Genomic DNA, 12493 nt, shown 5'->3' with positions numbered 1-12493 from the left:
CATGGATATTAAACGCACGATCCTGATCGTCGCCCTGGCAATCGTGTCCTACGTCATGGTTCTTAAGTGGAACCAGGACTACGGCCAGGCTGCCCTGCCGACTCAGAATGTTGCTACCAATCAGGCCGCGCCGGCTATTCCGGACGCCCCGCTGGGTAATAATAATGCGTCCGCGAGTGCCGATGTTCCCAGCGCGAATGGCGAGACCAGCGCACCTTTAGAAACGCCAGTGGTCACAAACAAAGACCTCATCCACGTGAAAACGGATGTGCTCGACCTGGCCATCGACCCGCAAGGTGGTGATATCGCACAGCTGAAGCTGCCGCTTTATCCACGTCGCCAGGATCATCCGGATGTTCCGTTCCAGCTGTTCGATAACGGCGGTGAACGTACTTATCTGGCGCAAAGCGGCCTGACTGGCACCAACGGTCCGGATGCACGTGCTACCGGTCGTCCGGTTTATTCGACCGAACAGAAGACTTATCAACTGGCTGACGGCCAGAACCAGTTGAACGTCGACCTGAAATTCAGCCTCGACGGCGTCAACTACATCAAGCGTTTCAGCTTTACCCGTGGTTTGTACGACTTGAAGGTCACTTACCTGATCGACAACACCAGCGACAAGCCCTGGAGTGGCAACCTGTTTGCCCAGCTCAAGCGTGATGGCAGCTCCGATCCTTCTTCCAGTACTGCCACCGGCACCGCGACTTACCTGGGCGCAGCCCTGTGGACAAGTGGCGAGCCGTACAAAAAAGTGTCGATGAAAGATATCGACAAGGGTTCGCTGAAAGAAACCGTGCAAGGCGGCTGGGTTGCCTGGTTGCAACACTACTTCGTGACCGCCTGGATCCCGAACAAGGGTGAAGCCAACCTGGTTCAGACCCGTAAAGACAGCCAAGGCAACTACATCATTGGTTTTACTGGTCCGGCGTTGAACGTCGCTCCAGGTGCCAAGGCTGAAACCAGCGCTACGCTGTATGCCGGCCCGAAAAGCCAGGCCGTGCTGAAAGAGTTATCCCCAGGCCTGGAACTGACTGTCGATTACGGCATTCTGTGGTTCATTGCCCAGCCGATCTTCTGGTTGCTGCAACATATCCACAGTATCGTCGGTAACTGGGGTTGGTCGATCATCTTCCTGACCATGCTGATCAAGGGGATCTTCTTCCCGTTGTCGGCAGCCAGCTACAAGTCGATGGCACGTATGCGTGCCGTGGCGCCGAAACTGGCCGCATTGAAAGAACAACATGGTGATGACCGGCAGAAAATGTCGCAGGCCATGATGGAGCTGTACAAGAAAGAGAAGATCAACCCGCTGGGTGGATGCTTGCCGATTCTGGTACAGATGCCGGTGTTCCTGTCGCTTTACTGGGTACTCCTGGAAAGCGTGGAAATGCGCCAGGCGCCGTTCATGCTGTGGATAACTGACCTGTCGATCAAAGACCCGTTCTTTATCCTGCCGATCATCATGGGCGCGACCATGTTCATCCAGCAGCGCCTGAACCCGACCCCGCCGGATCCGATGCAGGCCAAGGTAATGAAAATGATGCCAATCATCTTCACCTTCTTCTTCCTGTGGTTCCCAGCCGGTTTGGTACTGTACTGGGTGGTCAACAACGTGTTGTCGATCTCTCAACAGTGGTACATCACACGTAAAATCGAAGCGGCTACCAAGAAAGCCGAGGCGTAATTTACTCTGTGGATAACCACTCAAGACGCCCCCTAGTGGGGCGTTTTGCTTTCCGTCACTTTTGTTCTGGAACCTGCTGATGAGTGCTCCCCGTGAAACCATCGCTGCTGTGGCCACCGCTCAAGGTAGAGGCGGTGTGGGTATCGTTCGTATTTCCGGGCCGCTTGCGGGTGTAGCAGCCAAAGCTATCAATGGCCGAGAGCTGAAACCCCGCTATGCCCATTACGGCCAATTCCTGGATGCCGACCAAAGCGTGTTGGATGAAGGTCTGGCTATCTACTTCCCTGGGCCGAACTCCTTCACTGGAGAAGACGTCCTGGAATTACAGGGGCATGGCGGCCCTGTCGTGCTGGATATGCTCCTGCAGCGTTGCCTGCAACTGGGTTGCCGCTTGGCGCGACCTGGGGAATTCAGCGAACGCGCGTTTCTGAACGATAAGCTCGATCTGGCCCAGGCCGAAGCCATCGCCGATTTGATCGAAGCCAGTTCTGCCCAGGCTGCGCGCAACGCATTACGCTCGTTGCAGGGAGCTTTTTCCCTGCGTGTGCATAACTTGACCGAGCAACTGATCAATCTGCGTATTTACGTCGAAGCGGCAATTGATTTTCCGGAAGAAGAAATCGACTTCCTCGCGGATGGCCACGTCTTAGCCATGTTGGATAAAGTCCGCGAGGAATTATCCACAGTATTGCGTGAAGCCGGGCAGGGCGCGTTGTTGCGCGATGGTATGACAGTGGTGATTGCCGGCCGGCCCAATGCCGGCAAATCCAGCCTGCTCAATGCCCTGGCAGGACGCGAGGCGGCGATTGTCACCGAGATTGCCGGCACTACCCGGGATATCCTGCGCGAACATATCCACATCGACGGCATGCCGCTGCACGTGGTCGACACCGCCGGCTTACGCGACACCGATGACCAGGTGGAAAAAATCGGCGTGGAGCGGGCACTCAAGGCGATCAGTGAAGCCGATCGGGTGTTGCTGGTAGTTGATGCCACGGCACCGGAAGCTGTGGATCCGTTTGCACTGTGGCCTGAATTCCTCGAGCAACGCCCGGACCCGGCCAAAGTCACTCTTATTCGTAACAAAGCCGACCTGACAGGTGAATCAATCGCCCTGGAAACCAGCGAGGACGGGCATGTCACGATCAGCCTGAGCGCCAAGTCGGCAGGTGAAGGTCTGGAATTGCTGCGTGAGCACCTCAAGGCCTGCATGGGCTACGAACAGACCTCGGAAAGCAGCTTCAGTGCACGCCGCAGGCATTTGGAGGCGTTGCGCCATGCGAGCGCGGCGTTGGAGCACGGTCGCGCGCAATTGACCTTGGCGGGGGCAGGGGAGCTGCTGGCAGAGGATTTGCGTCAGGCGCAGCAGCTCCTGGGGGAAATCACCGGCGCATTCAGCTCCGATGATTTGTTGGGGCGGATTTTTTCCAGTTTCTGTATCGGCAAATAGCCTGGTTATCCACAGGCCTCTACCAGTTGTACGACACCGTACCGAGCAAGGTACGGCTGTCCCCCCAGTAGCAACGGCCGGCGTCGTTGCAGCCGGCTACATATTCCTTATCGAGCAGGTTCTTGGCGTTCAGGTCGACTGACCAGTGTTTATCAATCTGATAGCCAACCGCTGCGTCTACCAACGTGACGCTACCTGCGTCCAACTTCCCGTACAGCGTAGGTGCGGTGTAAGAAAAGGTGCTGTCGAAATAACGCACACCGCCGCCCAGGGATAAGCCCTTGAGTTGGCCATTGAGGAAACGGTACTTGCCCCAGATCGAGGCCTGGTTGCGCGGCACTCCCGTCATCTGGTGCCCCTCGACCAATGAGGTCGCCGAATCCTTGGTAATCCGAGCGTCCGTATAGGTGTAAGCCGCCGTCACATTCAGATTGGGCGTGACATTGCTGTTCACCTCAACCTCTACACCCTTGGCCCGGCTCTCGCCCACCTGGCGGTAACTGTTGGTGGTGGCGTCCAGGTAGGTATCGTCTTGCTTGCGCAAGTCATACAGCGACAGGGTCATTGCGGTATCCCAGCCGATCGGCTCGTACTTGACCCCCACTTCGTACTGGCTGCTGGTGATCGGCTTCAAGGGTGAACCGGCATTGGAGATTTGCTGCACGGGAACGAAAGCAGTGGAATAGCTGACATACGGCGTCAGACCGTTGTCGAACTGGTACATCACCCCGCCCTGGTAAGTGAACTTGCGGTCCTCGGCGTCGGTGTTGCTGGCCTTGTTGACCTTGTCACGGAAATGACTGTCCACCCAGTCCTGACGGCCTCCAAGCAGGAACAGCCAATGGTCGTACTTGCTCTGAATTTGTGCATAGACCCCTTTCATCTGTTGTTCGAGCAAGGTGTTTTGCACGGCAATCGGGGTCAATGGATCACGCAGGTAGACGGGGTTATACACATTGATGGTGCCGGCAGAGCCAGCGTCCCAATCCTGGTTGAACGAGGTGCGGTCGTAGCTGGCGCCGAGGAGCACAGTATTGTCGAGACCACCGAGCTGGAATTTGCCTTCCACCTGGTTATCCAGGGAATAGACCATCGACTTGTTGTAGCGGTCATAGGCAGTCATGTTCAGCTGAGTACCGAAGCCACGGTTATTCAGCGCGCCAGGCCAGGTTTCATGGCGGTTGATGCGCGACTGCATATAGCGTGAGTTCTGGCGGAACTGCCAATCGTCGTTGAAACTATGGCTGAACTCGTAGCCGGTGCTCCAGGCTTCACGTTCGAACGTATTCCAGTCCGGGTCGCCGAGCATGGTGTGCTTGGACAGTTTGCCATTGGGGTTGGTAAGCAAGGTACCGGCGGCGGGTAGGCCTAGTTCGAGATTAGTGTGGTCTTTTTGGTAATTGGCCAACAGGGTCAGGCTGTTGTAATCGTCGAAATTCAGGGTCAGGGAGGGCGCGATATACAGGCGATCATCTGGAACATGGTCAGTCTGCGTGCCAGATTTGCGGCCCAGCATCACCACGCGTCCAAGGATGTTGTCGCTGTCGTTGAGCGGACCCGAGATATCCACACCCAATTGACGCCGATTATTCGAGCCATACCCCAGTTGCACCTCACCTTGCGGGGTGGCGGTGGGGTGTTTGCTCACCAGATTCACCAAGCCGCCAGGCGCATTCTCACCGTAGAGCAGGGACGAGGGGCCGCGAAAGATTTCGACGCGTTCCAAGCCATAAGGCTCACTGGTCGTATCGTAGCGATTGCCTTGTACCCGTAGCCCATCTCGCAGGAGGCCGTAGCCGTAATCCGTGGCATTGAAACCGCGAATAAAGAACAAGTCGCCTGCCAGACCGTCACCGGCAGCAAAAGGGGGCGCGAAGATACCCGGCACATAACCCAACACTTCAGTCAGGGTTTGGGACTTCTGGTCCTTTATGCGTTGGCCGGTGACGACCGATACCGAACGTGGCGTTTCGGATAAAGGCGTGCTGGTCTTGGTACCGATGCGACTATTTTGCGCCTTGTAGCCCACATCCCCGGCGATGTCTTGATTGAACCCCGCCTGTTGGTAACCGCTGACCGTGGTAGGGGCGAGCACTAGTTGCCCTGCGGGAATGGCCTGCAGAACATAACTGCCGGGAGCCTGGGATAGCACTTGTAGCCCCGAGTTCTGCAGCAGCAGCGCGAAGCCTTGTTCCACCGAATAATCGCCTTCCAGCCCTGCTGTAGTCAGCTGCGCGGTTTGCCGAGGCGAGAAAGACAGAATCACATTCGCTCTGGCAGCGAATTGACTCAAGGCATTGTCCAGCGGGCCAGCCGCGATGATGAAATGCTGCACCCCATTGGCGGCCATGGCGCCAGGGGCAAGCAAGACACTGGCGATGTTTGCGGTACCGAGCAGCAGGCCGCACATCATACCGTGGCAGGAAAGTCGCAAGCGGAGTTTGGTGGGGAGGCGCATAGGTGGGTAAGCCCTGAAGGTGGTCGTAATTACCTGTAGGGCCGCATCAGGTGAAAAAAAGATAACCCCCGTGTGCGAATTTTTTTCAACCGATTCGCGTCACTGAAACCCAATAGCGCGTGAAGTACTTCACCTGAATCGGCAAGGTTGCCTGTAGGTTAGCCAGTACTGCATCGGTTGAATCCAGTCGGAAGGTGCCGGAGATACGCAAGCGCGCCGAAGCCGAATCGTATTTCAGGACACCTGGGCGATAGCGGGCGAGTTCGTCCATCACCTCTGCGAGGCGAGCATCCAATACGATTAACTGTCCGTCGACCCAGGCAGACCGGGAGCCACGATAAGTCGTGTTAGGCCCCACGTTTTGGCGATCAAAGTCAGCGCTCTCACCGGCACCGAGCAACCGCGCGTGGTCAGGCTGGTCACCTGGCGACACGCTCACCCGATCCTCCAGGACGCCGACACGCGTGGAGCCTGGCAACTGGCGCACGGTGAACCGAGTACCCAATGCCTGGACGCGGCCCTCGCGGGTTTCGACATAAAAGGGCATTTGCCCGCCAAACTTACCGGTGTGGATAAGTACCTCACCTTCGCGCAAGCGGATCAAGCGCTCGTGCCCATCGAAAATCACGTCAATCGCAGTACCGGTATTAAGATCAATCCGCGTACCGTCAGCCAGTTCGATACGCCGGCGTTCACCCACGGACGTTCGGTAATCAGCCCAAACATTTGCCAGGGGCGTGTGTTGCTGAACATTCCAGCCTAGATAACCGGTACCGCCCAACACCAGCATCCACTTCAGTACTTGGCGGCGTTGCTGCGCGGCCGACAATGCACGGCGGGTTAAATCCTGGGGCAGCGCGCCAAGACTGCGCTGTAATTGTTCCATCTGGTCCCACGCAGCCTGGTGGGACGGATCGCCGTTCAGCCATTGTTGCCAGGCCTTACGGTCAGCGGCCGTAGGTGTCTCGGACTGGAACTGTACATACCAACTGGCAGCGGCTTCGAAGGTCTTGCGATCGGGGACCGCCATTACAGGCTGGCCACGATCAGCGAACATTCAGTCAATGCACGGATCATGTGCTTCTTCACTGTGGTGAGTGATACCTGCAGCTGATCTGCGATCTGTTGATAAGTCAGACCCTCGATCTGCGACAGCATAAAGATCCGCCGTGTTCGCTCGCCGAGTGTGGCCAAGGCTTTATCCACAGCCACCAGGGTCTCAATGATGATGGCCTTGTCTTCTTCGCTAATGACGTTGGCTTCAGGACGTTCGGCCAAGGTTTGCTTGTAGGCCTGCTCAATGGCGTGTCGACGGTAACGATCAATCAACAGGCCCCTGGCGATAGTCGCCAGATAATCCCGCGGCTCAATGATCTGGGCCGCATGTCGCCCGCCCAGAATACGCACAAACGTATCGTGCGCCACATCGGCCGCATCGCAGGCGTTATGCAACTTACCTTTGAGCCACCCATGCAACCAGCAATGGTGTTGCTCATAGATGTTCTGGACCGCAGCCGTGTGTGATGGAAGGGACATAGGGCATGACAAGGCAGGTTAATGATAATCGCTATTATTAACTGCCGAGCCGTTTTCTCACAATAGATCTCTTTTTGAAGCACTCACCCCCCGGGTAAAGGATTCGGCTGCCTTCGTGCAGAAGGAAATGCCAGCGGATTTGCGGTTTTCTGTGGATTAAGCCCTGTGAATAACCGTCCCTGTGCCCAGTTGATAACAGGGCTTGAAACCTGAGCAAAAACCCCTCTGTGGATAACCACCTGTTTAATCCACAGGCTTAAAGCACTTATCCAAGGGCCTCATTGGCACATGACCACAGACTTTTGAACCTCTGTACACATTGAAAATAAAGGCCCGTAGCAATCTATCCACAGAAAAGTAGCTCAGTAGAAATAAACATAAAAACAAAGATTTAATAAATTTCTCTCTTTTAATTTCTATTGTCTGTGATTCATCCACAGCTGGTTAAATTTTGTGCAAAGGGTTCTTTAGGAAGGGCGAAGTCCCTATACTTGCCGCCAAAGCTGTAAAACTCTTTCAACAAACAATTCCTGATTACCTACATAAGCAGGCACGAGGTGCGTGGTGGATTTCCCTTCCCGTTTTGAAGTGATCGTCATCGGCGGCGGTCATGCCGGTACCGAGGCAGCACTGGCGTCAGCACGCATGGGCGTAAAAACCCTGCTGCTCACGCACAACGTGGAAACCCTCGGTGCCATGAGTTGCAACCCCGCAATTGGCGGGATTGGCAAAAGCCACTTGGTCAAGGAAATCGACGCCCTTGGTGGTGTGATGGCCATGGCCACCGACATAGGTGGTATTCAGTTTCGCGTCCTCAACAGCCGCAAAGGCCCGGCGGTGCGTGCAACCCGGGCTCAAGCTGACCGCATCCTGTACAAGGCGGCCGTACGTGAAACCCTGGAAAACCAGCCGAACCTGTGGATATTTCAGCAAGCCGCCGATGATCTGATCGTCGAGCAGGACGTGGTGAAAGGCGTGGTCACCCAAATGGGCTTGCGTTTCTTCGCAGAATCCGTCGTGCTGACCACCGGTACCTTCCTCGGTGGGCTTATCCACATCGGTATGCAGAATTATTCAGGTGGTCGCGCCGGTGATCCGCCGTCGATCGCCCTGGCAAAACGCCTGCGCGAATTGCCCCTGCGTGTTGGTCGCCTGAAAACCGGGACCCCGCCACGTATTGACGGGCGTTCTGTGGATTTTTCGGTGATGACCGAGCAAGCCGGTGACACACCGATTCCGGTTATGTCGTTCATGGGCTCCAAGGAGCAGCACCCCAAGCAGGTCAGTTGCTGGATTACCCACACTAACGCCCGAACCCACGAAATCATTGCCGCAAACCTCGACCGTTCGCCAATGTATTCCGGGGTAATCGAAGGTATTGGCCCGCGTTACTGCCCGTCGATCGAAGACAAGATCCACCGCTTTGCCGACAAGGAAAGCCATCAGGTCTTCATCGAACCCGAAGGCTTGACCACGCACGAGTTGTACCCGAACGGGATTTCCACCTCCTTGCCGTTCGATGTGCAAATCCAGATCGTGCAGTCGATCCGCGGTATGGAAAATGCGCACATCGTGCGGCCGGGCTACGCCATTGAGTACGATTACTTCGACCCGCGTGACTTGAAATACAGCCTGGAAACCAAGGTAATTGGCGGCTTGTTCTTTGCCGGGCAAATCAATGGCACCACCGGTTACGAAGAAGCCGGGGCCCAGGGTTTACTGGCCGGAACCAACGCTGCATTGCGCGCTCAAGGCAAAGACAGCTGGTGCCCGCGTCGCGATGAAGCCTATATCGGTGTATTGGTCGACGACCTGATTACCCTCGGTACCCAGGAACCGTACCGGATGTTCACTTCCCGGGCCGAATACCGTCTGATCCTGCGCGAAGACAACGCCGACCTGCGCTTGACCGAAAAAGGTCGCGAATTGGGCCTGGTCGATGACGCCCGTTGGGCTGCGTTCTGCAAGAAACGCGAAAGCATCACGCTCGAAGAGCAACGGCTGAAAAGTACCTGGGTTCGCCCGGGCACCGAACAAGGCGATGCGATTGCGGAAAAATTCGGCACGCCGCTGACCCATGAGTACAACTTGCTGAACCTGCTGTCCCGCCCGGAAATCGACTACGCTGGCCTGGTCGAAGTGACAGGCCAGGGCGCGGAAGATCCACAGGTTGCCGAACAGGTCGAGATCAAGACCAAATACGCCGGGTACATTGACCGCCAGCAGGACGAGATCGCCCGCTTGCGCGCCAGTGAAGACACCAAGCTGCCTGTGGATATCGACTACACCGGGATTTCCGGGCTGTCGAAAGAGATTCAAAGCAAGCTGGGGATAACTCGGCCGGAAACGCTCGGCCAGGCTTCACGCATCCCTGGGGTTACCCCGGCAGCCATTTCGCTGTTGATGATTCATTTGAAAAAACGCGGCGCGGGCCGTCAGTTGGAGCAAAGCGCTTGAGTTCGTTGGTCACATCGCAACACGCCGAAGAGTTATCCACAGGAGCGCGCCAGTTGGGCGTGGCCCTCACCGAAGCCCAGCACGAATTGTTGCTGGGCTATCTGGCCCTGTTGATCAAATGGAACAAGGCTTACAACCTGACCGCCGTGCGTGATCCGGACGAGATGGTGTCGCGGCATTTGCTCGACAGCCTCAGCGTGATGCCGTTCATCGAAAACGGTCGTTGGCTCGACGTCGGCAGTGGTGGTGGAATGCCTGGCATTCCTTTGGCGATCCTGTTTCCCGAGTCCCAAGTGACCTGCCTGGACAGCAACGGCAAGAAAACCCGCTTCCTGACCCAGGTCAAACTCGAACTCAAGCTGGATAACCTGCAAGTTATCCACAGCCGTGTCGAAGCCTTCACGCCTGAGCTGCCTTTCAACGGCATCGTGTCCCGGGCATTCAGCAGCATGGAGAACTTCAGCAACTGGACCCGTCACCTCGGCGACCGCGATACCCGTTGGCTGGCAATGAAGGGCGTCCATCCAAGCGACGAGCTGTTAGCATTGCCGGCAGACTTCCACCTCGATAGCGAACACGCCTTGGCCGTACCCGGTTGCCAAGGCCAACGCCATCTGCTGATACTGCGCCGCACGGCATGATTGGGAACACAAGCAAGAATGGCTAAGGTATTCGCGATTGCGAACCAGAAAGGTGGCGTGGGTAAGACCACCACCTGTATCAACCTCGCAGCATCCCTGGTCGCCACCAAGCGTCGGGTGCTGTTGATCGATCTCGATCCACAGGGCAACGCCACCATGGGTAGCGGTGTGGATAAACACGGCCTGGAAAACTCGGTCTACGATTTGCTGATTGGCGAATGCGACCTGGCCCAGGCCATGCACTATTCCGAGCATGGTGGTTATCAACTGCTGCCAGCCAACCGCGATTTGACCGCGGCGGAAGTGGTGCTGCTGGAAATGCAGATGAAAGAAAGCCGTCTGCGCAGCGCCCTGGCGCCCATTCGCGAGAATTACGACTACATTCTGATCGACTGCCCACCGTCGCTGTCGATGCTCACGCTCAACGCCCTGGTGGCCGCCGATGGGGTGATTATCCCCATGCAGTGCGAGTACTTCGCCCTCGAAGGCTTGAGCGACCTTGTGGATAACATCAAGCGTATCGCCGAGTTGCTCAACCCGAACCTGAAAGTCGAAGGCCTGTTGCGGACCATGTACGATCCGCGTCTGAGCCTGATGAACGATGTGTCGGCGCAGCTCAAGGAACATTTTGGCGATCAACTGTATGACACCGTGATCCCACGCAACATCCGCCTGGCCGAAGCGCCAAGCTATGGCATGCCCGCGCTGGCGTACGACAAGTCCTCGCGTGGTGCCATTGCCTATCTGGCGCTGGCCGGCGAGTTGGTTCGCCGTCAACGCCGCAATTCACGCACTGCTGCAGCCCAGCCAACTTAAGGAATCCCCATGGCCGTCAAGAAACGAGGTCTCGGACGTGGACTGGATGCACTCCTGAGTGGTCCGACCGTCACATCGCTTGAAGAGCAAGCGGTGCAGGCCGACGAGCGCGAGCTGCAGCACTTGCCCCTGGACCTGATCCAGCGCGGCAAATACCAGCCACGCCGGGACATGGATCCCCAGGCGCTGGAAGAGCTGGCTAACTCGATCAAGGCCCAGGGCGTGATGCAACCCATTGTGGTGCGCCCGATTGGCGGTGGCCGCTTTGAGATCATCGCCGGTGAACGTCGCTGGCGCGCCAGCCAACAGGCCGGCAAGGACACCATCCCGGCGATGGTGCGCGATGTATCGGATGAAACCGCTATCGCCATGGCGTTGATCGAAAATATCCAGCGCGAAGACCTCAACCCGATCGAAGAAGCGATCGCGTTGCAGCGTTTGCAGCATGAATTCCAGCTGACCCAACAACAAGTGGCCGACGCAGTGGGGAAATCCCGCGTCACCGTGTCCAACTTGCTGCGCCTGATCGCACTGCCGGAAGTCATCAAGACCATGTTGTCCCACGGCGACCTGGAAATGGGCCATGCCCGGGCTTTGCTCGGTTTGCCGGAAAATCAACAGGTTGAAGGGGCGCGACACGTTGTCGCACGAGGTCTGACTGTACGTCAGACCGAGGCCCTGGTTCGCCAGTGGCTCAGCGGCAAACCTGCACCGGTCGAAGCGGCCAAACCTGATCCGGATATCGCACGACTCGAGCAGCGCCTGGCCGAGCGCCTGGGCTCTGCGGTGCAAATTCGTCACGGCAAGAAGGGCAAAGGGCAATTGGTCATCGGATATAACTCCCTCGATGAGCTGCAGGGCGTCCTTGCCCACATCCGCTGAAACATTTGCTTATGTAGCGTGTGATCGGAAATCACTACCCGACAGTTGAATAGGGGCAGAACCGCCCCTATACTCTGCGCGCATTTTGTCGGCACAAATTATGCCAAGTTATTGATTTCCGGCAGCCGACCATTGAGGAGCAAGAGTGATGGAAACCCGCACGCCAAACACGTTGCCGTTCCATCGCTTAGCTGTTTTTCCGGTTTTATTGGCTCAATTTGTCATTTTGCTGATCGCCGCTTTGGCGCTCTGGTACTGGCATGGAGTCGTAGCCGGATATTCAGGACTCTGCGGAGGCCTGATAGCCTTGCTGCCCAATATGTATTTTGCTCACAGGGCCTTTCGGTTTTCCGGCGCCCGAGCAGCCCAGGCTATCGTCCGGTCTTTTTATGCCGGCGAGGCGGGGAAACTGATTTTGACGGCAGTGCTGTTTGCACTGACCTTTGCAGGTGTGAAGCCATTGGCGCCGCTGGCTGTATTCGGCGTCTTCGTGTTGACCCAACTGGTCAGCTGGTTCGCTCCCCTGCTAATGAAAACAAGACTTTCGAAACCTTAGGGCGTTTGAG

Annotated in this window: 10 protein-coding genes; 7 read left to right on the top strand and 3 right to left on the bottom strand. The window is 56.7% G+C overall.

The annotated features are described in order from the left end of the window. Position 1: 1 nt before the first annotated feature. Both yidC and mnmE read left to right on the top strand, forming a co-directional pair. Positions 2-1687 carry a membrane protein insertase YidC gene (gene yidC, locus TU73_RS06835; RefSeq protein WP_057011553.1) on the top strand — a complete coding sequence of 562 codons (1686 nt, stop codon included), beginning with the start codon at positions 2-4 and terminating at the stop codon, positions 1685-1687. 79 nt (positions 1688-1766) lie between these two features. After that, positions 1767-3137, top strand: coding sequence for a tRNA uridine-5-carboxymethylaminomethyl(34) synthesis GTPase MnmE (gene mnmE, locus TU73_RS06830; RefSeq protein ID WP_057011552.1), 1371 nt, complete (start codon positions 1767-1769; stop codon positions 3135-3137). Between the two features lie 19 nt (positions 3138-3156). Here the strand turns inward: mnmE and TU73_RS06825 are convergent, their stop codons facing one another. The 3 genes from TU73_RS06825 to TU73_RS06815 all read right to left on the bottom strand — a co-directional run bounded on the left by TU73_RS06825 (position 3157) and on the right by TU73_RS06815 (position 7131). Continuing rightward, complete coding sequence (locus TU73_RS06825; protein ID WP_414860432.1) at positions 3157-5547, bottom strand: TonB-dependent siderophore receptor; 2391 nt, start codon at positions 5545-5547, stop codon at positions 3157-3159. 133 nt (positions 5548-5680) lie between these two features. After that, a complete protein-coding gene (locus tag TU73_RS06820; RefSeq protein WP_057011550.1) occupies positions 5681-6625 on the bottom strand; it encodes a FecR domain-containing protein in 945 nt (314 codons plus the stop codon). Next, positions 6625-7131 carry a sigma-70 family RNA polymerase sigma factor gene (locus tag TU73_RS06815; protein ID WP_057011549.1) on the bottom strand — a complete coding sequence of 169 codons (507 nt, stop codon included), beginning with the start codon at positions 7129-7131 and terminating at the stop codon, positions 6625-6627. Before TU73_RS06815 ends, TU73_RS06820 begins: the two co-directional genes overlap by 1 nt. 564 nt (positions 7132-7695) lie before the next feature. Here TU73_RS06815 and mnmG point away from each other — a divergent pair. The 5 genes from mnmG (at position 7696) to TU73_RS06790 (ending at position 12483) form a co-directional block, all read left to right on the top strand. Beyond that, complete coding sequence (gene mnmG, locus TU73_RS06810; RefSeq protein ID WP_057011648.1) at positions 7696-9588, top strand: tRNA uridine-5-carboxymethylaminomethyl(34) synthesis enzyme MnmG; 1893 nt, start codon at positions 7696-7698, stop codon at positions 9586-9588. Continuing rightward, the gene (rsmG, locus tag TU73_RS06805; protein ID WP_057011548.1) at positions 9585-10229 is read left to right on the top strand and encodes a 16S rRNA (guanine(527)-N(7))-methyltransferase RsmG; all 645 of its coding nucleotides are present in this window, start codon (positions 9585-9587) and stop codon (positions 10227-10229) included. Before mnmG ends, rsmG begins: the two co-directional genes overlap by 4 nt. 18 nt (positions 10230-10247) lie before the next feature. Then, positions 10248-11045, top strand: a complete 798-nt coding sequence (locus tag TU73_RS06800; protein ID WP_057011547.1) for a ParA family protein — start codon at positions 10248-10250, stop codon at positions 11043-11045. A gap of 9 nt (positions 11046-11054) precedes the next feature. Then, positions 11055-11927, top strand: coding sequence for a ParB/RepB/Spo0J family partition protein (locus TU73_RS06795; protein WP_057011546.1), 873 nt, complete (start codon positions 11055-11057; stop codon positions 11925-11927). Positions 11928-12075: 148 nt separating this feature from the next. After that, positions 12076-12483, top strand: a complete 408-nt coding sequence (locus TU73_RS06790) for a F0F1 ATP synthase subunit I (protein ID WP_010565865.1) — start codon at positions 12076-12078, stop codon at positions 12481-12483. Positions 12484-12493 lie beyond the last annotated feature (10 nt).

The sequence above is a fragment of the Pseudomonas libanensis genome, from assembly GCF_001439685.1.
GTDB classification, from domain to species: Bacteria; Pseudomonadota; Gammaproteobacteria; order Pseudomonadales; family Pseudomonadaceae; genus Aquipseudomonas; species Aquipseudomonas libanensis.
The sequence above is the reverse complement of the archived record's forward strand: the minus strand, read 5'-3'. Positions and strand labels throughout refer to the sequence as shown.